The sequence below is a fragment of the Bacillus cereus group sp. N12 genome, from assembly GCF_016483575.1.
GTDB lineage: Bacteria > Bacillota > Bacilli > Bacillales > Bacillaceae_G > Bacillus_A > Bacillus_A toyonensis.
In genome coordinates this window covers 133,356-159,913 of record NZ_JAEHBO010000001.1, presented here as the reverse complement: position 1 = coordinate 159,913, position 26,558 = coordinate 133,356, and the positions used below count along the sequence as shown (strand labels likewise).

The following is a 26,558-nucleotide window of genomic DNA, read 5'->3' as shown; positions in this document are numbered from 1 at the left end:
ACCGTCACATCGCTATGAACCTTAAATTTTATAGTACCCCCAGAACGAAAGTTTGTGTTAACTTGTAACAAAAACGCTCATTTTTTCGTCTTGGGGTAATTCTGAATTCTTAAGGTGATGGCGATGGGGTATTGACCCTACCTATCAACTTAAAAATTTTATAACACCTCAACCTAAAAATTTCGTGTATTTTTGACAGAAGGCAGCTTATTTTTCGTTTTGGGGGTATTTGCATTTCTTAGCTTGATGGTGATGTGACGGTACCCCAATCGTAATTTATATGAAAAGAACTCCTCAACAGATGAAAGAGTTCTTTTTTATTTTCACATTCATCTTTCATTGATCAATAGACATTCCGACAAATAACTCTAAAAAGAACATAAATTCGTAAATGATCAGAACAAACTTCCAAAAAATCCTTACGCAATCTATTACCATGCGTACTACTCAATAGGAAAAAATGCCTGCCACTCCCTGAGAAATGTCGAATCTGCAAAATTCATTCAACATTTCCAGGATGATGACAATGGATTATTTTTATAATTCTATTTTCTGGTCACCACGTTTCTCTAGGTTTTTAGCAGTTTTACTTTGGGCAACATCTTTTTGGTCTTTAAAGGTTCCCATGAGAAAATCATAGGCTGGATTCGTAACACCATACCAGTAATTTTCATTTTTGAAGTGATGCCATAAATGAACTTTTTTCATCCATCGCCCCCATGGTGATATTGGTTGAAGGGGGCGATGCGCGATATAATGCTTCCACTCATAAAATAATAAAAAGAGCATAATACCTGCAATAAATGCGTTTGTCATGACAAAGCTGGATGAAAGAAAATAAAAAATCGCTCCTGAAATTGCAATGTTTGGCACACTATACCATAAGGGTAAAAATAATAAATGTAATTCATTCGGATTTGTATGATGGTCATAATGTAGGCGCTTAAGCGTTTTTAATAAAAATGCATTCTTTGGTGGCTTTAGATGAAAAATAAACCTGTGAGTAGCGTACTCAGCTAAGGAATACATAATCATTCCCAAAATAAAAGCACCCCAAATTCCGATAGAGGTTAAATGTAAAATCATAAATCCAAAGCTAGTGAGGAAAAGACAGCTCATAATCAAAATATCAGGATAGGAAAAATATTCTTTAAAATATTTTAGTTTCATTTATCACGCCTCCAGCTTTCTTTGTTTTTTTTCTATCTTTCCAAAGAGCCAAGCTTTTCTCCAATGTTGTCTTACACAATCTTTCTGCTTCAATCGCATCTCCCTTTAATGCAGCTTTTAATAAATCGTGATAATAGTTGAAGGATAACTCACGATGATCTTTTACAGAAAAATACCTTTTTGCCATATCTACATAAATGGAATCAAAGCTATTTAAAATGAGTAGAAAGATTGGATTGGCAGCAAGCCCAGCACACCTTTTTTGCAAATCCCAATCAAATGCTGCATAGCTTTCTGCACTATCTTCAAGTTGCTCAAGATTAGCAAGGAGAGCAACCACTTTAGGTTGATTAAACGTAACAGCATTACGAATATAAGTCGGAGTCAACGAACTTCTAAATTCTAATAAATACATAATAAATTCATCTGTAATGGTATGATGATTCTCAACAATATTAATAAGAGTCGTTAGATTACCATTGCTCCAATAATCATTAATAATCGATGGCATTCCTTTTCTTCCTGTTATCCACCCACTTCTTCCTAAACGTTGAAGCGCCTCACGAATAGTTGGGCGACCAACACCAAATTCTTTCGCAAGCTCTCTTTCCGGTGGTAAAGTGCTTCCTATAGAATAAACACCGGCCAATATGGATTTAATTAATTCGTTCACAATTCTATCTGAGGTGCGTTCCTTTTCTTTCAAGTCATCGTCTCCTTTATTTTATGGTAATACATGTTCAAGACATTGGTAATACCAAAATTATATAATAAATTTGAATTTTCTGTCAATGGTAAAGGAGTGAATTTTTATAATTAGGATTGTCGAACTTTCTATATATTTCTATGAAAAGAATAGTTTATTTTCATTGCTTTCGCACTCAACTTCTTTAATTTTAAGAAAATTTATTTATCAATCCGCTATTTTAGAAAAAGGAAAAAACCATCACTATAGAACGAGGAGAAGATCCGTTTTATTTATGATTAATGCCAATGGCAAGATAGAAAATTATGAACTGGAAGGAATATAAAGGGGATGAAAATGATTGTTCCTGTAGGACAATGCCTATCAAGTTGTAATTATTGAGGATGTTTTAAATAAAGCTGAATTAGAAAAGATTATACTTTCCATGCTAAATCAAAAAATAGGGTTCTTAAGATAAGTATCCTAAGAACCCTATTTTTTGAAAAGAACTTCTAAATTGGACTGAGAAAATTTAGGATTCCTAAAATAACTAAGATCTAATTAACCATAGAAATATAAAATTTCCATTTTGGGCGTACTTCAGAATATTAGCTTGATAGCGATGGGGGAGCACCACATCACCATCAAGCTAATGCTTTCATATCCCCCTAAATTAAAATTTTCTTTCTCTACATATAGCTATTCTGAGAAGCCGCTCATTTTTTCGTTTTGGGGGCATTTCTTTTTCTTAAGTTGATGGGCATGTATGGTGACCTCTATTAGACGATAGTGAATTAATAATTTCGGGGTTCAGTTCAACTTTATTCAAAATAAGATTTTTTTGCAGTAAAATTAATGTTAGTGGAACTTTTTAATCAAACTTTTTTCTAAATTAACATAAATACTTGCAATAATTAAATTAGTACTATATAGTTCTAGTTATGACAAAGGTAAAATTAATGAATCAAAAACGTGTGATTGAAGTAGCTGCAACATTATTTTTAGAAAAAGGGTTTGCTTATACAAGTATGGATGAATTAGTACGTGTAAGCAAAGTTTCAAAGTCTAATGTGTATTATCACTTTTCTAATAAGGAAGTATTATTAGAAGGGGTCGTTGATTATTGGATTGAAATGTATCAATCTGCAATTGATGACGTACTTTCTCAGAACCAATTTTTAGTTGAAGATCGTATCCAACTGTTTTTAAAGCAATTATCACAAGGAGTTCAATCGAGAGAGTATAAGGGGAGCTGTCCATTTATTACTCTTTATATTCAAAGTCCTAAACAGGCCACGCAAATAAAAGAAAAAATAGGTCTTTTTTTTACAGGATTACAAAAGAAAGTTTCTCTATTACTTAAACAAGGGGTAGAGAATGGAGAATTCAGAAATACGATTCATATTGATGAGGTTGCATCACTGTTTATTACAAATCTTGAAGGAGCGTTATTTATTTCAGAAACATTGAAAGATGCAACTGTAATCACGAAAACAGCAGATCATTTTTTAAAATTGCTTCGATAAAAGAAGCATTTTTTTTACATCAAATTAGTACTGAGTAGTACTAAAAAGGGGGATTTTATATGAGAACAGTATTTTTAACTGGTGGAACAGGCTTTATTGGAAAGCAATTAGTAAAAGAATTAGCCAAAGAGGATGTTAAAATTCTTCTTTTAGTAAGGTCGAAAAGTAAAGCAATACGCATTTTTCAAGAAAGAGGCATCTTAAAAAAGGCAGTTATGCACTTTATTGAAGGTGATTTGACGAAAATAGATTTAGGTCTAAGTGCTGAAGATAAGGAGAGGGTATTGAAAACGGATGTGATTATTCACGCAGGAGGCCCCATGGATATTCAAGCGACAAGTAAAGAGGCAGCTTCCGTATTTTTAAATGGCGCCAAACATATTAGTGAATTAGCTAAAAGTATTCATCAATTGAAGGGCTTGCAACAATTTATTCATGTTGTAGGTTATATGAGTCCCTTTGATGATAAAAATAGTAAGATTGCAATTGATGTGTTTAAAGAAGGAAATAATTATTTGAAAATAAAAAATCCATATGAGAGAACAAAATTTTTAGCAGATCTTTATATCCGTCACCAGGCATCAGCAGTAGGTTATCCGCTTTCTGTAATTAATCCGCCAACTGTAGTCGGTAGTAGTAAAACAGGGAGTACAGAGCAGATAGCAGGATTAGGTTTGCTTGTGATGAGTATGCGAAGAGGGCTCATGCCAATGATTCCTGGAGGTAAGGGATATAGGTTACCACTTATTTCAAACGATGAGCTTGCGAAGTTTATTGTGCAGGTTTTCAGATTGGAGCAACCGACTATTCAAACATATACACTTGTTGAAGACAAACAGCACGATCAGAACATTGCTGAATTATTAAGTATTATGTCGGAAAGTATGAATATGAGGGCACCAAAAATCTCTGTCCCAATGCCACTTATGAAAGCAATTATGAATAGTGGAGTAAGTAAAATAACAAAAATTCCTTCTGATGGACTGAATTTTATTACAAAACGAAATTTTTCGAATGTTTCAGCGAAAAAAATTATGGGAGGAGATTGGTTTAAGAAGGCGAGTGTAATGAAATTTTTCCCTGCCGTAGTAGCTGATCTGGATTATCGAATGATGTATCAAAATGGCCAGCATAATCATTTATTTAAACGAACATTATGCGATAACACTACCCTTTACCAATTACAAGGAGAGGGTAAACCGTTTATTTTATTACATGGTTTATTGAGTGATGGAGAGGATTTATTTCCTTTAGCACAAGAGCTTCATGAAAAAACTGGTCAACCTGTATGGATCTTGGATCTTCCAGGTTTGGGACGTTCTCCTTTTAAACAAGAGAAAAATCTTCTAGATATCTATTTGAATGTAGTGAAAAAGTTATTGGAGAAAGCTACGAATGGTGCACATCTAATTGGTCATTCATTCGGTGCATTTATTCTTCTGGAAGCATTGGTACAAGAGTACATAGATAAGAAGTATTCAATCACTTTACTTCAGCCACCTGTTGCTAAAAAAAATGCTAAATCGCTAAATGTTCCTCAATTTATGAACAAATGGACATTAAAATTGGCAACTACTAATTTGATAGGGCGTTATTTATTAAGTAATGGTTTGTTTGAAAGTATGGAGAGCATCCCTGAACAGTATATTGAAAAAATAAGTAAAAGTTTTACTTCCCCTAGAATTTTAAATACTACGGTTCAGCTTAACAGTTTATTACTGAAAAACGATCAAGGTGATTTCAATGAAGTAACAAAGTATAATCTTCACATTATTTGGGGGGATTATGACAGAGGCTATTCTGCTCCATCGCATCTTGGTAAGGTTGATTTTGTTCCATATGGCCATCATTTTCCTCTTAGCCACCCGAGTGAAACGGCAACATTAGTAATAAAAAATAGTAATACTAGCAGATGAGAGTGTGGGATAAATAAAAAGTGTGTAGTAAGATTGTTGTGTCTTTGAAATAAAATCGTACTGTTTGGGGTCCCACCCCATCACCATCAAGTTAAAATTTTATAATGCTTCAAAACGAAAAATTTGAGTCTTTTATAGCAATAAAGTTCATTTTATCGTTTTGGGGCAACCTGATCTGGTCGTACGCCTTATAGATATTTTTACGTCTTTAATTTTTGTATTGACCTTAAAGTTACTTTAAGGTTTATGCTAAAGACAATTACATAAAAAAGCTTTTTTATGTCTATATATAATTAATCATAAGGTGAGGAAAGTCATATGGGTATATACAATAGGAAAAATTTAGCTTTAGTTTTAGCATTATTTAATGTATTTATTGTATTTTTAGGAATTGGTCTTGTAGTTCCTGTAATGCCATCTTATATGAGGGTATTACATTTAGGCACTGACACTATGGGATATTTAATTGCTATGTTTGCATTTTTTCAACTATTAACATCTCCTATTGCCGGAATATGGGTAGATATATTTGGTCGAAAAAAAATGATCATAGCAGGGTTAATTCTATTTTCCTTTTCTGAATTTTTATTTGGAGTTGGAAATCAAATATGGGTATTATTTCTTTCTAGAGCACTAGGAGGTGTTAGTGCTGCATGTATGATGCCGGCAGTCACTGCTTTTATAGCTGATACAACATCATTAGAAAACAGAGCAAAAGCATTAGGGTATTTATCAGCAGCTATTAGTACAGGATTCATTATTGGACCTGGTATTGGTGGCTTTATATCTGATTTTGGCATACGTGCACCGTTCTTTTTTGCAGCAGTAATTTCTGGTATCGCTGCGTGTTTTTCAGTATTCATTTTGAAAGAACCTGTATCTAAAGAACAACGAATTAAAATGCAAGATAACAAAATACAAGTTAGTTTTTTAAAAGAAATTAAACAATCTTTTCACCCTTTATATTTTATCCCACTATTACTTGTTTTTGTTTTAGGATGTGGTTTATCAGCTTATGAACATATGTTTAGCTTTGTTGTTGATAAAAAGTTTGGTTTTACACCTAAAGATATATCAATAATTATTTCAGTAAGCGCCATATTAGGAGTAATAGCACAAATCATGTTCTTTGAAAAATTAGTAAAAAAATTTGGTGAAAAAGGAATCATTAAATATAGCTTATTCATAGCCGCTATAATTATAGTTGTATCTACATTTGTCGGTAATTATTGGATGGTCGCGATTTTAACGTTTATCATCTTTTTGGCATTTGATTTAATTCGACCAGCAATTACAACATTACTTTCTAAAATAGCTGGAGAAAATCAAGGATTTATCGGAGGGATGAATTCTACTTATACAAGTCTCGGGAATATAATAGGGCCAGCAACGGGAGGCATTTTACTTAATGTAAATGTTAATCTACCATATATTTTTGCAGGATTAATTCTTACTATTGGATTTGGCATAACTGTATACTGGTCCAAATATATAACAAAAAACAACAGAGATACATTTCCAATGCAATCCTAATCTTATTGACAGGTTTCTATTTAAACCCAAACCAGAAAGCTTATGTTTTTATTTAATAAATCCCTTAAGTTGATGGGCATGGGGTACCGCCAACGAGACACGAATTTTGCACGCTAAGCAAAAAAATAAGCTGTCCACATGGCCAGCTTATTTACATAATTCTCGTTATTGGTAGTTACTCTTTTATATTAACATTGGTTAATTGTTGCTTTAAATCCCAATGTTTTGGTTTCTCTTTAGTATCTAGCCAAGGAGATCCTTCTTGAAGCCAATTCTCACGATATGTTTCAATAGTGCATACAATTTCTTCATCGTCATACCCTGGTTGAAAAGCACAACAAGCACATATTAAACTTACATCGGGGATTCCTTTTTCATTATAGAGTGGTCCCGGCAACTGATCGTAGCCACAAACTAAACAAACATATTTTTTCTTGATAAACTTTTTAAATAACATTCTAAACAGAATAGTCTCCTCCTTATATATTATTTTATTTCGTTATAGCTTTCATAAGACCCTATTTAAAAAACAGTGAATATCGTATACATACAAGGTTAACATAACGTCCTATTATCGGTAGCAAGTTTTTCATAGCATCCTTGTTTTTACAAAATTTTTTGTCTCTATGTCTATCTATCTCTTATACAAGATTTTATACATCATTGATATAGCGGGGATTCTAGGGATCTCTGCATAAAATCTTGTATAGAAAAGTAGTTAGACTAGTGTGTTTTACTTTGGTTCATTTCAAAATATAATTGAAAATTCATCTTTAAATTAAAAAAAGAAGGTGTTACCTTTATATATTAATAACTTCGAAATATTGTATAACAGATAATTTTTATGCATTATGATTAGCATTGCTTATTGTGTTAACGAATCAGGATAGTGTGGCGACCGACTAAATAGTTGCTTATCCTCAAGTATTAGAAGGGAAGTTCTATTATTTCGCGAATTGATTAGACATAGACGAGTGCTATAATTTTCTATATCTACATAAAGAGGTGACTACGCATGAATCAAAGACCGTCAGAAGAAGAATACGCCGGGAGCTCCGGCGAATATATCCGTTTGGTGCCGGACGGTAACATCATCGACATTCTGCTCGCCCAGGAAAAGCAAATGACCGAGCTCCTGGCATCGTTGACCGAAAGCCAGGCCGCATATCGGTATGCGGAAGGAAAATGGACGCTGAAAGAAGTCGTGGGCCACATCGCAGACGCGGAACGCGTCATGACCTACCGCCTGCTCCGGTTCGCAAGAGGGGACCAGACGTCTCTGACCGGTTTCGATCAGGAATTGTTCATGCCTCCTTTCGGAAGCTGGACAACCGCACAATTGGCCGAAGACTACCGGGCCGTACGGCAATCAACGATCACATTGCTGCGCGGGCTACCGGCGGAGGCGTGGACCCGCAAGGGCACAGCCAACAACCTAAGCATTACGGCGCGCGCCCTCGCGTACGGCATCGCAGGACACGAACTTCATCACATGGGGGTCATCCGAAATCGGTACTTGAGTTAATCATCAGCTGAGGCCTTTGGAATGGAACTAACGGGTAACTTTAACAAAATAAGGAATACAATTAAATAGCCTAAAATATGCAAGTTTTTATGCATAACTGCTTGCGTATTATGGAGTAAATCCAAACGCAATTAAAGCAATGAATGAAGTAAATATAGACATAACAAATCAAACATCAGATATAATTGATGCAAACATTTTAAATAGTGCTGATTTAGTTGTTACGCTTTGTAGTCATGCAGATGCTGTATGTCCATCTACTCCGCCGCATGTGAATCGTGTTCACTGGGGATTTGATGATCCAGCAGGAAAAGAATGGTCTGAATTTCAACGTGTTCGCGATGAAATTGGAGAACGTATAAAACGATTTTCTGAAACAGGGGAGTAAATAAAGAAAAGAGTCAATCTTCTATTGTGTTGGAGATTGGCTCTTTTCTTTATTATATATTTCATTGGTTTAAAACAACTATTAAAAAGAATATAGAATATTCTGTCATGGTGGTAAAGTTAGAATAAAGTGGTTTCATAAAGGTGGTTTAACTTATGATTTCTGAATTAAGCAAGAATGATTTTTATAAATGTAGTAGTTTAATAAATGAACAAGGCCAAGTAGAAGTCAAAGCTGTAATTGCAGGGATGAATCCTGGTCGTATATTTGTAGATAACATATCTTCTCCTAATTCGGGTCTTATTTGGTTAGGCAATAATGATGGCTTCTTTTTTATAGGAAGTGTAGAAAATGAAAAGTTTAATAATGAAATTAATAGTTTTATTGATAATGTGATAGAGCCTGAGGCGAGAAAGGTTGGACTAAATTGTTTTGAAGCAATTGGTAATCATTCAAAGTGGAACAAAACAATTGAAAGAATATTTCAGCACAGTAACTTAAAGAGTTGGAATCAAAGAGTGTATACGCAAAAAAAAGAAGATTATGAAGATCATTATGGACCTAAAATTGAAGAAGGATATACAGTGCTAAAAATGAGTAAAGCTCTCTATGAAAATAAAGGAAACATATTGAAGAATATTGAATTTTTACAATCAAAAATTTTAGAGTTTTGGTCTTCACCGGATCGTTTTTTCAATGAAGGAATCGGTTATTGCATTGTCTATGATGATCTAATTGTGAGTGTTTGTTTTTCAGGGTTTGTATTTGAAAATATACACTGCATAGATATTGAAACAATAGAAGGGCACCAAGGGAAAAAATTAGCTCAAAAGATAGCTCATAGTTTTGTGAAAGATTGTTTAGAGAATAACATTACTCCATATTGGGACTGTATGGAATTGAACAAGCCTTCTGTCGCAGTTGTGGAAAATGTAGGGTTTACAAATGTATGTAACTATGTAGGATATTATTTTCTATTTGATGAATAATTTGTTGATGCGATGAAACGATAGGCATGAGTTAGTTCTATAAGTTTATGAGCCGCAAATGCGGCTTTTTTATTTGTGTCGTAATTAGTTTTAGGATTCTTTTTTGAAAAACTGAATGATTTTTTTAGAATTATCCTCACGTAGATCATAACCTTCGCCGTGCGTTTCATCGCTCGCTTTTGCTATTACGATGTCACCATCAGACTCTATCCAAACAAAGAATTCTTGTATAGAATTATCTTGATAAGTAACCTTCATTTTTGAATGTATATAGTTTTTGGCCTCTTGATCTAGAAGGAGTGTTTTTTTCTCTGCGCTTTCCATACTTGTAAAAATTTTTTTCATATTTTCTTTATTTACTACTGGATTACTACTTTTTGAATTCACAGGACTAATCTCAAGTTTTCTCACTTCTTTTTGTTCAAACATAACGTTTTCATATACAATTTCTTTTTCTTTCACTGCTGTGGATGCTTCTTTATTGGAAGCTTTCGTTTCATTTGAATTACTTGTACATCCAATTAATAAGGTGATACTTAATGCTCCAATTATACCGAATGTTAAGGTCTTCAATAATATGCCTCCCATCTACTATTTTCTATAATTCTATTTCCTATTTGAAATATCCTAGCTATGCTTAATTAAGTGAAATAAATTTTGCTATGGGGAATAGGATGAATTGCTTGTACCCTAATTTTTTGTATGGAAGGAGAGAACGGGGTGAAACACATAATTAGGAATGTTTTAATAAATTATTTTAAAGAAATCGACTCATTAGTACTCGAAGAAGAATTACATAATAATAGTTGGAATACAGATTTACACTATAAAATTAAGGTGAATGGAAAGCGATATTCCGCAAGGTTTATAAATAGCAAACGAACAATCAATCCAGCTTTTGGAACGTTATCAAATGAACAATTGAAAGAGCAAGTACGCTTTACATATTATTTACGTGAGCATGGAATTCCTTTTATGAAAATTAACAAGAATAGGTCAGGGGATTCATTTACAGTAGTCACTTGGAATGATGAACAGTACCGATTTGTATTGGCAAATTGGATTGAAGGAGAGCATCTTACACACGGCACAGAATCTATTGCAGAATCGTTTGGAAAGACGGCAAGAAAGATTCATGATAGTTCTAGTACATTTCAAAGCTCGATTTTTCAAAAGAAATCTCATTTGGATGGGTATGCCCAGTTTAAAAGTATGTTAGAAAGTAAGGCAAGCGCATGTAAAGACGTACGGGAGTATATAAATCTAGCTAAATATCATATAGAGTGCGCATATACGAGTGAATTAGAGTTTATCGTACAAACAGACTTAAATCCTTTGAATGTTTTATGGGACTCAAATCAACAGGTAAAAGGAATTGTAGATTTTGAATCAATTGGATATGTAGATCGCATTGAAGGACTAGCCTTTTTAATAAAATGGTATTCTCGAACAGAAGGAATACAGTCACATGAAGTGTGTTCAAGTGTTACTAGTTCATTTTTAGAAGGATATAAGGCTCATAATATTTTAACACCAAATGATTATGAGAGACTTTCTTCATTGTTATGGTTATCCGGTAGTTTGAATTGGAATTTTGTAAAGAAAACGCTAAGTGTATTAGATGATGCGAGGCGGTTAGAGGAGCATTTGAAAGTTTATAGAGTAAGGGGAGAGAGGTTGTCTTCATTATTAATTTGTAGATAACCTTTCTTCACCTTTGGGATTTATAAAACAAAACATATGAGGTGTTCTAAAAATGAAAATACAAATTGTATTGTTTGATGGTTTTGGAGAGCTTGTCTCCTTTGCACCTTTTGAAGTATTAAACAGAGCCATAGAAGAAGGAGCTCCGTTTACGGTTGAACTCGTATCAAGTGAACGAAAGCAAGAAGTTACTACTTCGTTTGGAGTTACAGTTAAAGTACATGATTTTTTACGGATGGATAATCGTCCAGATTTGTTAATTGTACCTGGTGGTGGCTGGAATCATAAAGCTGAACATGGGGCACGAAAACAAGCAGAGCTTGGTACTTTAACCAAAATGATTAGGGCGATGCACAATGAAGGAACGATTGTTGCTGGCGTTTGTACAGGAGGGATGCTACTAGCTGAATCCGGTATGTTGAATGATAAAAAGGCAACAATGCATCATTTGGCGCAGAGTGAAATTAATAAATATGGAGCAGAACTTCTTCCTTACAGAATTGTGGATCAGGGCGATACGATTACTGCAAGAGGGGTCACTTCAGGAGTTGATTTGGGACTTTGGATCACGGAAAGATTCGCAAATCCTAAAATTGCAGCTGCCGTTGAATATAGAATGGAATATGAGAGGCGAGGCGTTGTTTGGAAGTAATTTGACTTCTTTTTTATCCTATTTTAAATGGTAGTAAGACTCCCACCTCAAAATTCAGCGAATGGGAGGGAGGGCTGCCCGTAAAAGCCCAATGGATATGTACTAATAATCAGTGGGGATGACAAAACTCATACTGATTAAAGTTTCATTTTATAACTTTTTACTTTATTAATAGTAGATTTGTTAGAAAGGATAATCATTAATTGATATAATGAATGGATGTGAAGCAGGAAATAGATAGAAAGATACTGCTAGTAATTTATACTTAAAATGTTGGGAGATTGAACAGAGTTATGGGGACAGAAAAAGAAATTAGTTCCGCTAAATTAATATGGAAGATGACGCGCCCGCATACGTTAACGGCGACGTTTTCTCCTGTAATTTTAGGAACAGTGGCATCACTTTATGTTGCCAAAATTGATTGGCTGTTATTTATTGCGATGATGGCTGCATGTTTAGCATTGCAAATAGCAACGAACTTATTTAATGAGTACTATGATTTTAAACGTGGATTAGACACTGCTGAATCCGTTGGAATTGGTGGCGGAATTGTCCGTCATGGATTGAAGCCAAAAAATGTTTTAACAGTTGCGCTTTTATTGTATGTAGTAGCAGCATTAATTGGCATTTATATTTGTATGAATAGTAGCTGGTGGTTAGTCGTCATCGGTTTAATTGGAATGGCGGTTGGCTATTTATATACAGGTGGTCCATTACCTATTGCGTACACTCCGTTTGGAGAATTAGTTTCTGGGTTATTAATGGGGACATGCTTTGTACTAATTGCTTTCTTTATTCAAACGAATACTGTAACAGTTGAAAGTATATTGATTTCCATTCCAATTGGAATTTTAGTCGGTGCAATCAACATGTCCAATAACATCCGAGATATCGAAGAAGATATTAAAGGGGGAAGAAAGACATTGGTAATCCTCCTTGGGAGAGAGAAAGCTGTAGTAACACTAGCGGTAGCCTTTTTCGTTGCTTATTTATGGATCGCGGTGATTGTATTGATGGGTTATATAAGCCCTTGGGCATTAGTGATGTTCCTAGGTTTGAGAAAGCCAATCTCTGCAATTCAAAGTTTCCAAAAAGGGGCAAAGGATCCCGGGTATATGCGCATTGCAATGAAATCAACAGCGATGACAAATACGATTTTCGGCTTCTTATTATCAGCAGGATTATTAATTAGTTATCTGTTTTAGATAAAAAATCTTGTTAAGTAACTTAACCCCAATTTCTCAATTTTTATATAGAGAGAGATTGGGGTTTTTATTTTGACTTTGTTTCATGTTAAAAACAGTTTCATTCGAAATGCAAATACCAATAAATTGCAACTTCATCACTTGTCTTATCCAAACCTGTATAAACAAGAAAATCAAACCCACCAATTACAAATCCACATTTTTCATAAAATTTACATGCTGCGACATTATTATTTTGCGTTTCAAGCATGATACCTGGCATATTGCCTTCTTTTGTCCACTTCTTTGCTTGAGCAACTAATCTTTTACCAACCCCGAGTGTACGATATTTTTTATCCACCGTTATATCTTCTATGTAAGCATAGTTATTCCAATTCTTTTTCAATACTATGAATCCAATGATTTGGTTATGTAACAGTGCTATGTAAATTATTTGATGGGGCTTATTTATATATTCATTGTACGCCAGTTCTTCATTATCATTTTGTAAATAACTTTTTTCATAACTCGGAACGTCTTCTACTGTATATTCTATGCGTCTATTTACTTTTGAAAGAGAAAGAATTAACCGAGCATTCACTATAAAACTGTCATCAATCTCAGGCAAATTGTCTAAATCATTTGTTTCTAACTCTCTAATTAAAAGGCTCATTGGGATACCTCCAAATAATAGAATTTCTTCTGGTTTTTTATTTAATTCAAATCTATTTCAATTACAAAATTATAATAGAATTTCAATAGTAAGGCTATCATTACAAGCTCTTCCTGAAATTATTAAATTGTATAAAGAGCAAGGGTATGAATTTGGGATATACAGTGATGAGGGTCATTTTCGTTTAAACTTCCAGAATGATCAACGTCTATAGTATAAGCTTATTTCTTTTAAAAAGTGTTTTTATTACTAAATCAATACCTAAGACAAAAGTCGATTTACTATTTTATAAAGAAATCGGCTCTTTCTTTTATGTATTACGTTACAAGAGTTTTCTTATTTTCTCCGGAATTTCCTTTTTAGAAAGTTATGTATCAGAGCTTTTATAGTAAGATGATCTTGTTGGGAATGATTAAGGAAATCTATATTGTAATATAAAAAATCATTATGATATGAAAGGATACCTTACAATAATCCCAATAAATTCTTCTCAGTAATTGAAAATAAAATCAATCCAGATTATTATATTGTTATTGTAAATTTATTTTATTTAAGGAGGATACATAGATGAAAAACTCAAAAGGCTCTATTGAATCAGAGATAAGCAAAGCAATTACTCACTGGGAAAAGGACTACTTAGGACGCGGGTCTATATCCGTTAAGACAGATATATTACGGGATATGATTATCGTAAATTTACAAGGTATTTTAACGCCGGCTGAATATACTGTTTGCGAAACAAAAGAAGGTATGCTAACTATAAAGAAAAATCGTTCAGAGCTAGTTGAATCTGGAATTGAAGATCTTAAAGAGATTATACTGGAATTAACTGGAGAACAAGTGAGGAGTTTTCATACAGATATAAGCTCCCGTACAGGTGAACGAGTAATGATTTTTAAATTGTTTAATAATCTTGAGGGAAAATTTTAAAAATTAAAACCACCATAAGGTTAGTGGAAGATAAACTGAAAATGCAGTGAAATAATTAAGAAAAATACAAGTTGTGCACTTTATTTAACTTTATTGATATAGTAATAATTAGAGAAAAGAAAATTTGAAATTATTTAGATATAATGAATTCTGATTCGAATAACGTTCAAAAAAACTGATAAATAAATTGACAACCTGCTTAATATAGTTTATCTTATAATTGTTTTAAAAAATTAATAGATGCTTATTTTAACTGTTTGCTATAATTAAGGCTTTAGCATTTTTTTAATATGTAATATTGACTAAATGAAAAAGTTTCTTAATTGAAAGATAGCGCATAACATAAATTGATATATTGATTGCATAATCTAGGAGATCAGAGATATACTGTTATTTTTAATAGGAGTAATACATACATTACTATCCTCTATAAAATGGGAGCTCTTCAAAAAACTTTATTGAAGTTAGTTGAAGTGAAACCGACAATCTCCATAATTCAATGATGATATAAAATCATTGAATTATGGAAGTTGTCGGTTTTTTTTATGGAAAAAACGATGTACTAAAAAGAGTGAATAAAAATTGAAATTAAAAAAACTATCGTAATTAAAAGGAATTTTTATAGGTTATTTTCGTTTGGAAGGGAGTATTTTACATGTTAATTTCGCTAAGTTCATCAACACTGTTAACATTATTTTTTATCGCGCTTAGTGCTTCTTGGCTAAGTGGATTATTGTTTTTAAATGCAAGGATGCCTTTACGTTTTGTTCATATCCATATGGGTATCGCTGCTGTGCCTTCATTGGTTTCTTTGCTTGCACTTGTTAATAACAATGGAGATAGAGTTGTGGGGCCTTGGCGTCTAGATACTTTAGCTTGGTTAATGGCTTTCTTTGTTCTTACAATTGGTTTAATCATTCAGCGCTTTTCTGTACGTTACTTAATGGGGGATCGCTCATATCGAAAATACTTTGCACTTTTTACATTTACTACAGGTGTATCTTCTGTTGCATGGTTAAGTGATGATCTTCGCTTCATGATTATTTGTTGGGGCGCAACGCTTATAGGATTGGTTCTACTCATAGGGCTAAATAAAGGGTGGAAAGTAGTTAGTGAAGCAACAAAAATCTCTGGCTATTTATTTACAATAAGTTGGATTGCCTTACTATCAGCTATCATCTGGCTGTTTCAAATAACTGGACAGTGGCAGTTAACATCAGTTTTAGCGAATGAAAATGTAGTGCAACATGGAACATTGGAAAGAACAGCAATCAATTTATTAATTATATTGGCTGTGATGATTCCAGCAGCACAATGGCCTTTTCAAAGGTGGTTAATTGAGTCTGCTGTTGCTCCAACTCCTGTTTCTGCTATTATGCATGCGGGTTTAGTAAATGCTGGCGGTATCATGTTAACTAGATTTTCACCTCTTTTTCATGATGATATTGCACAAATCATTTTACTAATTTTCTCTAGTATTTCTGTCTTAATAGGTACAGGAATTAGTTTAGTCCAAGTTGATTATAAACGTCAGCTAGTAGGTTCAACTATTGCGCAAATGGGATTTATGCTTATTCAATGTGCATTAGGCGCCTATTTAGCGGCTGTTATTCATTTAATTTTACATGGTTTGTTTAAAGCTACACTGTTTTTACAAGCTGGTTCTTCAGTAGAACGTTTTGGGGTAGTGAAGCAGTCTAATGAAAAGATGTCCAATTTATGGATGATAGTCGGGCGTGTTTTAGGATTATTTATAGCAATTACTTTCTGGTTTATGGCTTCTGGAGAGGGGTATCAACTAGTTAGTGCGTTAATATTAGGGTGGTCACTATACTTTTCATGGAAACAGCTTGTTGTTTTTGGAGAGGGAAGAATGGGACGAATTGCTGGCTTAATTGTTTTGATTGGATTCTCGCTCATTTACTTTACTGTTCATAATTCTCTTTATAAATGGTTGCATACTGATATTTATCAAAGTGTTCAACCTTCAGCTCCAGCCGTTATCTTTGTTATATGTATTTTACTATTTAGTAGTGTTATTAGTACTTTCGTTACTCGTCATCAATCTTCTACTTTATTCGCTGTACTTTATCTTTGGTTAGTTCGAGTAGGTGAGGCGAGGCGAAAGTCAGTAGAAAGTCACCCAAGCTATCTGAAACATTATGTATCAAAGGGAGGTAATTCGTGATGAGCATACCGTCAATATTAAAGAAAGATACAAACATTGATATGCAAGAAAATACTATAAATGATTTAGTTGCATCTGCTAGCCATGTTATTGCGCCACTTTGGCCTATCTCTACATTTGCAGCTCATCACCCTTGGATGGGACTTGAAAAGCAATCATTTGAACAAGTCGCGAATTGGTTAAAAGAAGCTCGTAATGTGGATATTTATCCTAGTGCCTCCATGATTCATTCGGCAAAAGCGAAAGGTGAGATTGAGGAATCTTTTTTACAAATGAGTTTGTCTCGTTGGCTGGATTCACAATCTTTTCATATCCCGCGAGAGAAAGCAGAGCGATTTTGCCAAGCCGCTTTAAAGTTAGAAAAATTACCTTCTAGTCTATTATCATCGCCAGAAGTAAATAAATTGGCAGAAGAAATGAGTTATATAAATACAGCAAGTATGAAAGCCTCTGTTATGCAGCCAATAAGTTCGCTTATAGAGAATCTAAATAGTGAAAACCTATCTGATGTTCTTAATTATCATATCATTAAATGGTGTAAATTATATCTTGATGACTCCGGATCAAGTTGGACGATGCCAAATCGAGAGAAAGGTTTTTATCGTGCATGGCACCACCTTATTACATTTGATCCAGCGCTCAGTAAAAATGAGCGTAAAGTTGTAAAAGATTGGCCACAAGATGCCGAAGTAGCTTTAGCGAGAGCATTATCTGAACTAGGAATTTCTGAATCTAATATACAAGCTTACCTTGAAGGGCACTTACTTTCTTTGCCTGGGTGGGCAGGAATGATACGATGGCGCTCACAACAATCAATTCAGGAACAGGAACTTCTCATAGAATATTTAGCAGTTCGAATTTCTATGGAGCTGGCTATTGCAAAACCTTATTTACCTTTAAAAAATCAAAAGGTTGAGAAAAAAGTTTCGATCGTTCCACTTATAGCTTCTTGGATCTATTGGGGGAATATTTCAATAGAGGAATGGTTACAAATGCCTGCTGCTGAACAAAGTGAATTATTAGTATTCGCTTATCGTTTTGGTGAAAATATTCGCAGGAAACTTTGGCTCGAAGCTTGGGAACAGACGCATGCAGAGCAATTAAGAGAGAAGATTGCTTCTAAACAACGTGCAACTAATGATAAAAAGCGTGTATTAGCTCAATTAGCATTCTGTATTGATGTACGTTCAGAACCGTTTCGTCGCCACCTTGAAAAATTAGGTCCGTTTGAAACATTCGGAATAGCTGGTTTCTTTGGATTACCAATTGCAACTAGTGAACTAGGTAGTAATAACAACCATCCTTCTTTGCCAGTTATACTCAAACCGAAACATCAAATAAAAGAGCTTACAGAAGAAAATGAACTGAAATCTTATGAGCAACGTAAGGGGGTAGGCAGTTCGGTGCGTTATACATTTAAAACGATGAAACAGAACGTACTAACAAGTATGGCGCTACCTGAGTTAAGTGGTCCTTTACTTGGTCTACAGATGGTGACAAGAAGCTTTGTCCCAAGAGGAGTTGGTGGTTTCATTCGTAACCTTCGTAAAACTATGTTACAAAAACCTGATACAACATTCTCGCTTAATCATGTTCATGACACAAAAGGTGAGATACCTATCGGTTTTACGAAAGAAGAAAAAGTGAACTATGTGCGTCAAGCTTTAAAAATGGTGGGACTGACAGAAAAATTTGCTCCTTTAGTTGTAATGTGCGGACACAGTAGTCAAAGTACGAACAACCCTTATGCTGCAGCACTTGAGTGTGGTGCTTGTGGCGGAGCAGCAGGAGGATTCAATGCAAGAGTTTTTGCTACTTTATGCAATCTGTCAGAAGTGCGAGAGGCGTTGTTTGCTGAAGGTATTGAAATTCCTGAGGATACCATTTTTGCAGCAGCTGAACATAAAACAACAGTGGACGAATTGGAATGGATTTACGTCCCAGAACTTTCGGAAACTGCACAAGAAGCATTTGATTGTATCGAGTCGATTATGCCAAATGTGAGCCAACATGCAAATAGAGAGCGTTTAACGCAATTACCAAATTTTAAAACGAAAATAAAAAATGCGAGTAAAGAGGCACATCGATTTGCAGAAGATTGGAGTGAAATACGTCCAGAATGGGGATTAGCCCGTAATGCATCTTTTATTATCGGGCAACGAGAATTAACTCAGGATTGTGACTTAGAAGGTAGGGCTTTCCTCCATAATTATGATTGGAAACAGGATGAAAGTGGCGATATATTAGCTAACATTATTGCAGGACCAGGAACAGTAGCTCAGTGGATAAATCTACAATATTACGCTTCAACTGTAGTTCCACATTATTATGGTAGTGGAAACAAAACAACACAAACCGTAACGGCAGGTCTCGGTGTTATGCAGGGAAATGCAAGTGATTTGTTACCAGGCTTACCTTGGCAATCCGTTATGCAGTCAGATAGTGAGACGTATCATTCACCACTTCGTTTACTAATTGTAATTCAAGCGCCTATTAAATATATAGAACGTTTGCTAAATAATGATTTCACATTTCGAGAAAAAGTTCAAAATGGATGGGTTAGACTTGCAAGTGTTGATCCAGAAGGACAATGGACAAACTGGTAACAATCATGTAATGCAGAATCAACTATTGTTACTAGCTTAAAAGTTTCATAAGTACAATAATGAAGAAGGAGTGCTCCATATGAATTCAAAGAATAAAAAAGTTTTATTGTTAACAGACATTGAACACGGAATAGAGCCTATTATCCAACAAGTAACTAACAGTCAACAAGAAAACATGTTGACTATACACAGCTACGATTCTGTAATTGTACATCCTTATGGAGATATAATGAGATCTGTTATTATTGCTATTTATCAAGAAAACGTTGAAGAAATTTTTGTTGTCGGAATAGAGGATAAAGAAACTTCTTCAGTTAATCTACAAACTCAACATGATTTCATAAAAGATAATATAAAATTAGACTATCTCTTTAAAAATTGCATGCCTGAATTTTCAAGTGGTAGCCTGAATGCATGGCTAAGTGGACAAGAAAATGTTAGTGAAAATATTAAGAAGAGTATAGATATGATTCGTCAGCATCCGTTAGTACCTTCTGATATTAAAGTTCATGGTTTCATGATTGATAGAACAGGTGGAAAAGAAACGGTTGCAAAAGTTTCTGCTAATAAAGTAGTTGAATACATTTAATCTATTAGGGACAAATAAATTCTTAGGTAGAAATTACTGTTATATAATAAAATTTAATATGTTTTAAGAATTAGAAGGGATAGTTATGCAAAACAAAATTATTGTTATGTTTCAAAAAGATTTTCGCTTATATGATAACCCAGCTTTATTTGAAGCTGCTCAGTCTGGTGAGGTTGTTCCGGTATATGTACATGACGAAACTTTTTCAATGGGAAGTGCGTCAAAGTGGTGGTTACACCATGCAATAATAGATGTAAAGAAGCAACTTGAGACATTAGGCTCTACTTTAATAATTCGCAAAGGAAATACACAGGAAGAAATATTTTCTCTCATAGAACAGTTAGGTATAACGGCTGTATATTGGAATGTTTGTTATGATCCGGACAGATTACAATCTAATCAAAAAATGAAAATGATGTTAGAAGATAAAGGTATTATCTGTAAGGAATTTAATTCGCATTTATTATTAGAACCGTGGATTATTAAAAAGAAAGATAACACTGAATATAAGGTGTTTACGCCTTTTTACAATGCATTTCAAAAGCAGGTAATACATAAGCCTATTAGTAAAGTGCAGAGTATAAAGGGAGGAAACTCTTTACCAGCAAGCTTATCTGTTTCAGAATTACACTTGCTGTCGACTATACCGTGGACATCTCATATGGAATCAATATGGGAGCCTACAGAAGAAGGGGCATACAAAATATTTAAGGAATTTTTCTCTAGCAAATTAGCCTCTTATAGTGAAGGAAGAGATTTTCCAAATCAAAATGTCCATTCGATGTTGGCACCGTATCTTTCATTTGGTCAAATATCAGTGAGGTTGATGTATCATTACTTAATAAATAAAAGTACCGAAAGACAATGTAGTCTTTTTGAAAAACAAGTGAATAGCTTTATACGTCAATTAATTTGGCGAGAGTTTTCTTATTATTTACTATATCATTATCCATTTACAGTATATAAACCTCTTAATAAGAACTTTGAACATTTTCCGTGGAATAATGAAGAGGAGTTATTAAGAGTATGGCAGAAAGGTGAAACTGGTTATCCGTTTATTGATGCGGGAATGCGGGAACTATGGCAAACAGGTTTTATGCATAACCGAGCAAGAATGGCTGTAGCTTCTTTTCTTGTAAAGCATTTATTAATCCCATGGCAAGAAGGAGCAAAATGGTTTATGGATACACTATTAGATGCTGATATTGCAAATAATACAATGGGGTGGCAATGGGTTGCTGGAAGTGGAGCGGATGCATCACCATACTTTCGTATTTTTAACCCGATTACACAAGGAGAAAAGTTTGATAAAAATGGGGAGTATATAAGAAGATGGGTGCCAGAATTAAGAGATATACCGAATAAATATATACATAAGCCGTGGGAAGCACCTGAGCATATTTTACAAAAGGCCAATATACAGCTTGGTCATACATATCCTTTGCCAGTTGTTGATCATAAGGCAGCGCGGGAGAGAGCACTTTGTGCATATAAAAGTATGAAAGAGTTCGTATAAAATAGATTAAACAATATGTATTCAAAATTTAAATATTAGAATTTTATCCATTACAAGGACATACTAATCATATAAAGTTTCTATAATCTTCTAGTAAAAAGGAGAATGTTTATGAAAAAATCTAGTATTATAGTATTTTTACTAACATATGGTTTGTTTTATGTTTCTAGTATTTTATTTCCTATTGATCGTATGTGGTACGATGCGCTAGAAAAGCCGTCTTGGACGCCTTCTGGCATGACAATCGGAATGATTTGGGCTGTATTATATGGACTTATTGCATTATCCGTTGCAATTATTTACAACAAATATGGATGTAAGCCAAAAACATTTTGGTTTGTATTCCTTTTAAATTATATGTGCAATCAAGCGTTCAGCTACTTTCAATTCAGTCAAAAAAATTTGTTTTTAGCAACAATAGATTGTTTACTAGTCACTATTACTACGTTACTTCTCATAGCGGTTTCTTCCAATTTATCTAAAGTATCGACATGGTTGCTAATTCCATATTTTTTATGGGCTGCATTTGCTACATATTTATCTTGGACAATTTATAGTATAAATTAAAGACGTAAATAAAAACTTGAGCATAATAAAAATGCTCGAGTTTTTATGTTTATCTCGCATTAACGGGCAGTAAGACCTCCACCTCAAAATTCAGCGAAAGCAAAGAAGTTAGGTGGGGGTCGGGCTGCCCGTAAAAGCCCGATTGGTGAGGGCTGATTACAATTTCACTTTATTAATGATAATCTAAAGTATAGAATATACACATCTTAGGGAGGTCATATATGTGAAGAAATGGATAAAAATTGTTCTGTACTCTGTATTAAGTATTTTAATTATCGGAAGTATTACTTTTTTGACTTGGTCTCAGTTTACTTATAAACCAACGAAAGAGGCTTTGTCTCTAGTAGATAATAAAAAAGATGAAGAGAATATAGTTTTTGGAGAGAAAGATGCTAAAATAGGAGTTATTTTTTATCAAGGAGCTAAAGTAGAAGCTGAAGCTTATAGTTATTTAGGAGAAGCTCTTGCAAAAGATGGGCATTTTGTAGTAATGCCTAAGTTACCATTAAATTTAGCGATACTTGGAATCAATGCAGTAGACAGTGTAATGGAACAGTATCCTGAAGTTCAGAAATGGTATGTTGCAGGGCATTCAATGGGCGGAGCTATGATTTCTAAATATGCTTTTCAGCATGAAGAAAAGGTAGACGGAATCATTTTCTTAGGTTCTTATCCCGCAGATGATTTCTCTACCAAATCGATTCCAATGTTATCTATTTATGGAGAAGTAGATGCTTTAGCAACTGTAGAAAAAATAGAGAACAATAAAAAGTTAATGTCAAAGAATACAACTATGCACATGATAAAAGGGGGGAATCATGCTAATTTCGGCATGTATGGCGAGCGAAAAGGTGATAATGCTAGCTTAATTACGTCAAAAGCACAACAAGATGAAACAGTGAAAGTAATGGAAGAATGGTTGTTAAAACAATGATAGACGGGAGAGGTAATAAAGAGCCAACTCATACGAGTGGGCTCTTTTATTTAACTTCTATCTCCAATTTCCCTCTTATTTTCTCCGGAATATCCTTGTCAGAAATAGCCTCGTACGAGTAAACATACCTACCTTTCACATGAATTTTCAAGTAAGTTTTTCTTATAAAATCATTAGGAGTATTCGTTCCTACTGTATACTCTTCTTCATTGCCAGATTCATCAATGCCTTTTAACGAGTACATAGCTCTACCGTTCGTATGATAATCGGGAACACCATACCCTTTCGCAACGGCATATACATGTTTTTCTTCAGCAAGTGGATTAAATCGGTCCAAATCCCCGCGTAATATGAACGGTAGTAAGTATATAAGGAGGCCTATTCCTAATATGCAAAGTAAAAATTTCTTCATGATTGTTTCTCCTTTTGTTAATTTACTTATTTTTAAGTATAGGAAAAAATTCTTATGAATATAGAGGGAAATTCCTTAATATTTTCTTAATAAAGTTTGACCGTGTGAAAAAAGACTAACTTGAGCATTAAGCTTACGGAATGAATAACCAAATAACCTGTTTTCTTTATTTTTTGATGGTAGGTTATTTGGTTTTTTATTTTTCTTTTGATTTAATTACCGAAAAAAGTATCTTGTACTCCTTTTGTAACTTTTTCTATATAGAAATTTTCTATAAAATAAAGGGCTTGCCTTCCAAATAAATCGTTATTTGTAACACTTTTATCAAAGCAAAGTTCTCGTGACATCACTTTGATATTCAAAAACATTAATAACCTATTGTATGGAATTTTTCGAAAATTTAGGTTTAACATCTTTAAAATAGGTGTATTACATATTACATAACAACTAAATAAAAAAATAAAAATCTAAAGGAGGAAAAATACCATGCATAAGAATGAACGAAAACCGGTGGTTCATGAATATGAAAATGAACAGGAAGTAGTTATGAAAGTAAAAGAGCTAGAATTGCAAGGGATTCGCCAAGATGATATTTACGTCTTAACACATGAAAAACATCTAACAAAAAAGATTGCGGATGATACAAACACAAATACGATTGGAGTAAAAGAACAAGGATTGGGCACAAGTATTATTAACTTTTTCTCCCAAAAAGGGGACGAACTCCGAAATCAAATGGAGGAAATAGGGTTGTCGAAGGAGGAAGTTAACTTATATGAAGAAAAACTAGATCAAGGGAGAATTTTACTCCTAGTAACAGCTGAAACACCAACGGCGAGTGATAGGCAGCCGCAAAACTATCATTCTCTCTAATAGATTGCAACATCTGATAAATAGGTAAGGTAATTATTTTAGGTTGTAGCATTGAAAAAAATAAAAGTAGAGAAGGATGAGGAAAATGAAACATACGATATTTAAATATGCTGTGATTGGGATTACGACCGGAGTCATGGTCTCCCTATTAAAAAAAGAAAACCGGAAAGCTATACAAACAACAGGAAAAAGCGTAAAAGACAAACTACAAGAAGGAAACATAAAGGAAACATTAGAGAAGGTAACTGAGACAAGTAAACAATTCTCTGTAACTGCAGCTAATGTTGCAAAACAAACATTACCACAAATGCTTACAGCCACACCGGTTGTCATTTCTACAATTAAAGATTTAACAGAAAACGAAAATAACAAAAAGAAAAAAGATGAAAAGGATTACGAAATAAATGAAAATAGTAAGGACATAGATGGAGAAAAAACGAAAAATGAAAAGAAATATATGAAAGAAGGGAAAGAAGAGAGTGCTTAGATTTAATTCTAAAAAGAGAAAGTGAGGAAAAAAGTATGAGATCTCTGTATGCGATTGATGTAGGAATTGGTTTTACCAAGCGGGCATATCGACAGGATGTAGATTCTGAGGTGACGATTAAGAGTGAAGCTTCCACACTAGCCCCTGTACCTAATCATGCTGAAAGTGAAGATTTAACAAAGGTAAGTTTTATAGACTTAGACTTTGCATACTACATGGGAAATGAAGCACATCAATCTGACGCATCATTTCTTCCTCCATTTGACGAAGAAATAGAAAATTATTATGAAAGCGAACGGTTTAAACAACAAATATTTGGTTGCATTGCAAAGGATTATAAAGAAAATGTCGTGTTACCTTTAGTTGTTACTGGGCTTCCCGTTACTTGTTTTGGTAGTCAGCATGAGCAATTACAACGTGCACTAAAAAAAGAAACTTCCGTGCAAATTGATGGGAAATTTATTAATATTACGGTGGAAAATGCTTTGATTCTTCAGCAACCAGTCGCTTTACATGCCTATTTCTTAAAAGAGGGAATCATTCAGGAACGAGATCGTATCTTAATTATTGATGGTGGATTTCGTACATTAGAAATGACAGATATGAAACAGAATGTCATTTTAAATCATTATGAGACAGAACTAGGATGTAACAAGCCTTTGAAAAATATTAAGAATATCATGCAGAATCATGGGGGTGAAAGTAATCACTTGCATATTAACGACATGCCAAAAATATTAGAAAAAAGATATGAATGTCGAGAAGAAAATCCTCAGACAAAACAGGTTCATACTTTGATTCAAAAAGAGTTGGATGCACACTTCCAAGACGTCATGCGTGTATTACAAGAACAATTTAAGTTAGAACAGTACGATACTATTATTTGGACAGGAGGAATAGTAGATCTCCACAAAAAACGAATTGAAAAAATGCAAGGTGAAATTTCTTCTTTCCGTATGGTAGACGCTTCGAAAGAGGCTGCACTTCATGGATACTATATTATTGGAAGTCAAGTATTTGAGGACATCACCAATCAATCTGCATATGAATCTAAATTATAATAACGACCGAAATGGAGTTCGTTGAATGGACGTGCCAAATTATGTTGCTTCTTTTTCACATATAATAAATTCTTTATAAGAAAAGATAAAGTGAAACTTTAATCAGTGGGGGGGTTCTTCATCCCCCACTGATTATCAGCCCTCACCAATCGGACTTTTATGGGCAGCCCGACCCCCACCTAACTTCTTTGCTTTCGCTGAATTTTGAGGCGGGGGTCTTACTGCCCATTAAAGCGGGATAAAAAGTGCTTGTATAGAGGAAATGTTTAAAATTGAGAATAAAAATAGCTAATATATAGGGGGTCTTCCTTTTAAAAGAATAAGACCTCCTATGCCATTTATTTTGTAATTTAGATGATCTAAAAACTTTTCCTCCAAGACATGAATACCTACATACAAATTTCATATTACGGATATGATTCGATCAAACATAAAACTATTCAGAAAGGA

25 protein-coding genes and 2 pseudogenes are annotated in these 26,558 nt (G+C 34.0%); 20 read left to right on the top strand and 7 right to left on the bottom strand.

The genetic code is table 11. The annotated features are described in order from the left end of the window. Window positions 1–537: 537 nt before the first annotated feature. Together JDS92_RS00785 and JDS92_RS00780 are read right to left on the bottom strand one after the other, a co-directional pair. Window positions 538–1,170, bottom strand: a complete 633-nt coding sequence (locus tag JDS92_RS00785; RefSeq protein WP_061530651.1) for a sterol desaturase family protein — start codon at window positions 1,168–1,170, stop codon at window positions 538–540. Further along, window positions 1,151–1,876: a GntR family transcriptional regulator gene (locus tag JDS92_RS00780; protein WP_199631357.1), complete on the bottom strand. Its 726-nt coding sequence runs from the start codon at window positions 1,874–1,876 to the stop codon at window positions 1,151–1,153. The genes JDS92_RS00785 and JDS92_RS00780 overlap by 20 nt, the downstream gene beginning before the upstream one ends. A 938-nt stretch (window positions 1,877–2,814) precedes the next feature. Here JDS92_RS00780 and JDS92_RS00775 point away from each other — a divergent pair. The 3 genes from JDS92_RS00775 to JDS92_RS00765 all read left to right on the top strand — a co-directional run bounded on the left by JDS92_RS00775 (window position 2,815) and on the right by JDS92_RS00765 (window position 6,830). Further along, a complete protein-coding gene (locus JDS92_RS00775; RefSeq protein WP_001072318.1) occupies window positions 2,815–3,381 on the top strand; it encodes a TetR/AcrR family transcriptional regulator in 567 nt (188 codons plus the stop codon). 59 nt (window positions 3,382–3,440) lie between these two features. Continuing rightward, window positions 3,441–5,297 carry an alpha/beta fold hydrolase gene (locus tag JDS92_RS00770; RefSeq protein WP_199631356.1) on the top strand — a complete coding sequence of 619 codons (1,857 nt, stop codon included), beginning with the start codon at window positions 3,441–3,443 and terminating at the stop codon, window positions 5,295–5,297. 318 nt (window positions 5,298–5,615) lie between these two features. Then, a complete protein-coding gene (locus JDS92_RS00765; RefSeq protein WP_199631355.1) occupies window positions 5,616–6,830 on the top strand; it encodes an MFS transporter in 1,215 nt (404 codons plus the stop codon). Window positions 6,831–7,005: 175 nt separating this feature from the next. Here JDS92_RS00765 and JDS92_RS00760 read toward each other — a convergent pair whose 3' ends face one another. Then, window positions 7,006–7,287: a hypothetical protein gene (locus tag JDS92_RS00760; RefSeq protein ID WP_087988155.1), complete on the bottom strand. Its 282-nt coding sequence runs from the start codon at window positions 7,285–7,287 to the stop codon at window positions 7,006–7,008. 558 nt (window positions 7,288–7,845) lie between these two features. Between JDS92_RS00760 and JDS92_RS00755 the strand changes: the two genes are divergently transcribed. From JDS92_RS00755 to JDS92_RS00745, 3 genes and pseudogenes are all read left to right on the top strand, one after another. After that, on the top strand, window positions 7,846–8,355 hold the full coding sequence (locus JDS92_RS00755) for a DinB family protein (RefSeq protein ID WP_199631354.1): 510 nt from the start codon (window positions 7,846–7,848) through the stop codon (window positions 8,353–8,355). Between the two features lie 109 nt (window positions 8,356–8,464). Beyond that, window positions 8,465–8,743: pseudogene (locus JDS92_RS00750) on the top strand (arsenate reductase/protein-tyrosine-phosphatase family protein); the annotation flags it as partial. A gap of 155 nt (window positions 8,744–8,898) precedes the next feature. Beyond that, entirely contained in the window at window positions 8,899–9,732 is an 834-nt protein-coding gene (locus tag JDS92_RS00745; RefSeq protein ID WP_098644484.1) for a GNAT family N-acetyltransferase, read from the top strand. Window positions 9,733–9,822: 90 nt separating this feature from the next. Here the strand turns inward: JDS92_RS00745 and JDS92_RS00740 are convergent, their stop codons facing one another. Next, window positions 9,823–10,305: a YhfM domain-containing protein gene (locus tag JDS92_RS00740; protein ID WP_016108737.1), complete on the bottom strand. Its 483-nt coding sequence runs from the start codon at window positions 10,303–10,305 to the stop codon at window positions 9,823–9,825. Between the two features lie 129 nt (window positions 10,306–10,434). Between JDS92_RS00740 and JDS92_RS00735 the strand changes: the two genes are divergently transcribed. The 3 genes from JDS92_RS00735 to menA all read left to right on the top strand — a co-directional run bounded on the left by JDS92_RS00735 (window position 10,435) and on the right by menA (window position 13,293). Further along, window positions 10,435–11,436 (top strand): phosphotransferase enzyme family protein, encoded by a 1,002-nt coding sequence (locus JDS92_RS00735; protein ID WP_199631353.1) that lies wholly within the window; start codon window positions 10,435–10,437, stop codon window positions 11,434–11,436. A gap of 52 nt (window positions 11,437–11,488) precedes the next feature. Next, on the top strand, window positions 11,489–12,088 hold the full coding sequence (locus JDS92_RS00730; protein ID WP_016108735.1) for a DJ-1/PfpI family protein: 600 nt from the start codon (window positions 11,489–11,491) through the stop codon (window positions 12,086–12,088). A 293-nt stretch (window positions 12,089–12,381) separates the two neighbouring features. Beyond that, the gene (menA, locus tag JDS92_RS00725) at window positions 12,382–13,293 is read left to right on the top strand and encodes a 1,4-dihydroxy-2-naphthoate polyprenyltransferase (RefSeq protein WP_199631352.1); all 912 of its coding nucleotides are present in this window, start codon (window positions 12,382–12,384) and stop codon (window positions 13,291–13,293) included. Window positions 13,294–13,393: 100 nt separating this feature from the next. On the opposite strand, the gene satA is transcribed toward menA, so the two are convergent. Beyond that, a complete protein-coding gene (satA, locus tag JDS92_RS00720; protein ID WP_199631351.1) occupies window positions 13,394–13,945 on the bottom strand; it encodes a streptothricin N-acetyltransferase SatA in 552 nt (183 codons plus the stop codon). 97 nt (window positions 13,946–14,042) lie between these two features. Here satA and JDS92_RS30750 point away from each other — a divergent pair. The 8 genes and pseudogenes from JDS92_RS30750 to JDS92_RS00680 form a co-directional block, all read left to right on the top strand. Further along, a pseudogene (locus tag JDS92_RS30750) lies at window positions 14,043–14,159 on the top strand (polysaccharide deacetylase family protein); the annotation flags it as partial. Between the two features lie 353 nt (window positions 14,160–14,512). Beyond that, complete coding sequence (locus JDS92_RS00710; RefSeq protein ID WP_199631350.1) at window positions 14,513–14,875, top strand: Na-translocating system protein MpsC family protein; 363 nt, start codon at window positions 14,513–14,515, stop codon at window positions 14,873–14,875. A 655-nt stretch (window positions 14,876–15,530) separates the two neighbouring features. After that, window positions 15,531–17,063: an NADH dehydrogenase subunit 5 gene (locus JDS92_RS00705; RefSeq protein WP_199631349.1), complete on the top strand. Its 1,533-nt coding sequence runs from the start codon at window positions 15,531–15,533 to the stop codon at window positions 17,061–17,063. After that, window positions 17,063–19,669, top strand: coding sequence for a DUF2309 domain-containing protein (locus tag JDS92_RS00700; protein WP_199631348.1), 2,607 nt, complete (start codon window positions 17,063–17,065; stop codon window positions 19,667–19,669). The genes JDS92_RS00705 and JDS92_RS00700 overlap by 1 nt, the downstream gene beginning before the upstream one ends. 79 nt (window positions 19,670–19,748) lie before the next feature. Further along, complete coding sequence (locus JDS92_RS00695) at window positions 19,749–20,258, top strand: carbonic anhydrase (protein WP_097959823.1); 510 nt, start codon at window positions 19,749–19,751, stop codon at window positions 20,256–20,258. A gap of 85 nt (window positions 20,259–20,343) precedes the next feature. Next, complete coding sequence (locus JDS92_RS00690; protein WP_199631347.1) at window positions 20,344–21,774, top strand: cryptochrome/photolyase family protein; 1,431 nt, start codon at window positions 20,344–20,346, stop codon at window positions 21,772–21,774. A 111-nt stretch (window positions 21,775–21,885) separates the two neighbouring features. After that, window positions 21,886–22,341, top strand: a complete 456-nt coding sequence (locus tag JDS92_RS00685) for a TspO/MBR family protein (RefSeq protein WP_140158617.1) — start codon at window positions 21,886–21,888, stop codon at window positions 22,339–22,341. A gap of 223 nt (window positions 22,342–22,564) precedes the next feature. Further along, the gene (locus JDS92_RS00680) at window positions 22,565–23,275 is read left to right on the top strand and encodes an alpha/beta hydrolase (protein ID WP_199631346.1); all 711 of its coding nucleotides are present in this window, start codon (window positions 22,565–22,567) and stop codon (window positions 23,273–23,275) included. A gap of 46 nt (window positions 23,276–23,321) precedes the next feature. Here JDS92_RS00680 and JDS92_RS00675 read toward each other — a convergent pair whose 3' ends face one another. Both JDS92_RS00675 and JDS92_RS30745 read right to left on the bottom strand, forming a co-directional pair. After that, window positions 23,322–23,687 (bottom strand): YxeA family protein, encoded by a 366-nt coding sequence (locus tag JDS92_RS00675; RefSeq protein ID WP_098710901.1) that lies wholly within the window; start codon window positions 23,685–23,687, stop codon window positions 23,322–23,324. Window positions 23,688–23,899: 212 nt separating this feature from the next. Continuing rightward, complete coding sequence (locus JDS92_RS30745; protein WP_002093610.1) at window positions 23,900–24,055, bottom strand: hypothetical protein; 156 nt, start codon at window positions 24,053–24,055, stop codon at window positions 23,900–23,902. A 118-nt stretch (window positions 24,056–24,173) separates the two neighbouring features. On the opposite strand from JDS92_RS30745, the gene JDS92_RS00670 reads away from it, so the two are divergent. The 3 genes from JDS92_RS00670 (at window position 24,174) to JDS92_RS00660 (ending at window position 26,108) form a co-directional block, all read left to right on the top strand. Then, window positions 24,174–24,560, top strand: a complete 387-nt coding sequence (locus JDS92_RS00670; RefSeq protein WP_097959827.1) for a YflT domain-containing protein — start codon at window positions 24,174–24,176, stop codon at window positions 24,558–24,560. Window positions 24,561–24,645: 85 nt separating this feature from the next. After that, window positions 24,646–25,047, top strand: a complete 402-nt coding sequence (locus tag JDS92_RS00665; RefSeq protein ID WP_199631345.1) for a peptidase U61 — start codon at window positions 24,646–24,648, stop codon at window positions 25,045–25,047. 35 nt (window positions 25,048–25,082) lie between these two features. Continuing rightward, window positions 25,083–26,108, top strand: a complete 1,026-nt coding sequence (locus tag JDS92_RS00660) for a ParM/StbA family protein (protein ID WP_199631344.1) — start codon at window positions 25,083–25,085, stop codon at window positions 26,106–26,108. Window positions 26,109–26,558: the final 450 nt, after the last annotated feature.

Bases quoted from the DNA above. Each gene is read 5' to 3' on its own strand.
- JDS92_RS00785 (WP_061530651.1), bottom strand. From the start codon at position 1,170: ATGAAACTAAAATATTTTAAAGAATATTTTTCCTATCCTGATATTTTG.
- JDS92_RS00775 (WP_001072318.1), top strand. From the start codon at position 2,815: ATGAATCAAAAACGTGTGATTGAAGTAGCTGCAACATTATTTTTAGAA.
- JDS92_RS00770 (WP_199631356.1), top strand. From the start codon at position 3,441: ATGAGAACAGTATTTTTAACTGGTGGAACAGGCTTTATTGGAAAGCAA.
- JDS92_RS00765 (WP_199631355.1), top strand. From the start codon at position 5,616: ATGGGTATATACAATAGGAAAAATTTAGCTTTAGTTTTAGCATTATTT.
- JDS92_RS00760 (WP_087988155.1), bottom strand. From the start codon at position 7,287: ATGTTATTTAAAAAGTTTATCAAGAAAAAATATGTTTGTTTAGTTTGT.
- JDS92_RS00755 (WP_199631354.1), top strand. From the start codon at position 7,846: ATGAATCAAAGACCGTCAGAAGAAGAATACGCCGGGAGCTCCGGCGAA.
- JDS92_RS00745 (WP_098644484.1), top strand. From the start codon at position 8,899: ATGATTTCTGAATTAAGCAAGAATGATTTTTATAAATGTAGTAGTTTA.
- JDS92_RS00735 (WP_199631353.1), top strand. From the start codon at position 10,435: ATGGAAGGAGAGAACGGGGTGAAACACATAATTAGGAATGTTTTAATA.
- JDS92_RS00730 (WP_016108735.1), top strand. From the start codon at position 11,489: ATGAAAATACAAATTGTATTGTTTGATGGTTTTGGAGAGCTTGTCTCC.
- menA (WP_199631352.1), top strand. From the start codon at position 12,382: ATGGGGACAGAAAAAGAAATTAGTTCCGCTAAATTAATATGGAAGATG.
- satA (WP_199631351.1), bottom strand. From the start codon at position 13,945: ATGAGCCTTTTAATTAGAGAGTTAGAAACAAATGATTTAGACAATTTG.
- JDS92_RS00710 (WP_199631350.1), top strand. From the start codon at position 14,513: ATGAAAAACTCAAAAGGCTCTATTGAATCAGAGATAAGCAAAGCAATT.
- JDS92_RS00705 (WP_199631349.1), top strand. From the start codon at position 15,531: ATGTTAATTTCGCTAAGTTCATCAACACTGTTAACATTATTTTTTATC.
- JDS92_RS00700 (WP_199631348.1), top strand. From the start codon at position 17,063: ATGAGCATACCGTCAATATTAAAGAAAGATACAAACATTGATATGCAA.
- JDS92_RS00695 (WP_097959823.1), top strand. From the start codon at position 19,749: ATGAATTCAAAGAATAAAAAAGTTTTATTGTTAACAGACATTGAACAC.
- JDS92_RS00690 (WP_199631347.1), top strand. From the start codon at position 20,344: ATGCAAAACAAAATTATTGTTATGTTTCAAAAAGATTTTCGCTTATAT.
- JDS92_RS00685 (WP_140158617.1), top strand. From the start codon at position 21,886: ATGAAAAAATCTAGTATTATAGTATTTTTACTAACATATGGTTTGTTT.
- JDS92_RS00675 (WP_098710901.1), bottom strand. From the start codon at position 23,687: ATGAAGAAATTTTTACTTTGCATATTAGGAATAGGCCTCCTTATATAC.
- JDS92_RS30745 (WP_002093610.1), bottom strand. From the start codon at position 24,055: ATGTTTTTGAATATCAAAGTGATGTCACGAGAACTTTGCTTTGATAAA.
- JDS92_RS00670 (WP_097959827.1), top strand. From the start codon at position 24,174: ATGCATAAGAATGAACGAAAACCGGTGGTTCATGAATATGAAAATGAA.
- JDS92_RS00665 (WP_199631345.1), top strand. From the start codon at position 24,646: ATGAAACATACGATATTTAAATATGCTGTGATTGGGATTACGACCGGA.
- JDS92_RS00660 (WP_199631344.1), top strand. From the start codon at position 25,083: ATGAGATCTCTGTATGCGATTGATGTAGGAATTGGTTTTACCAAGCGG.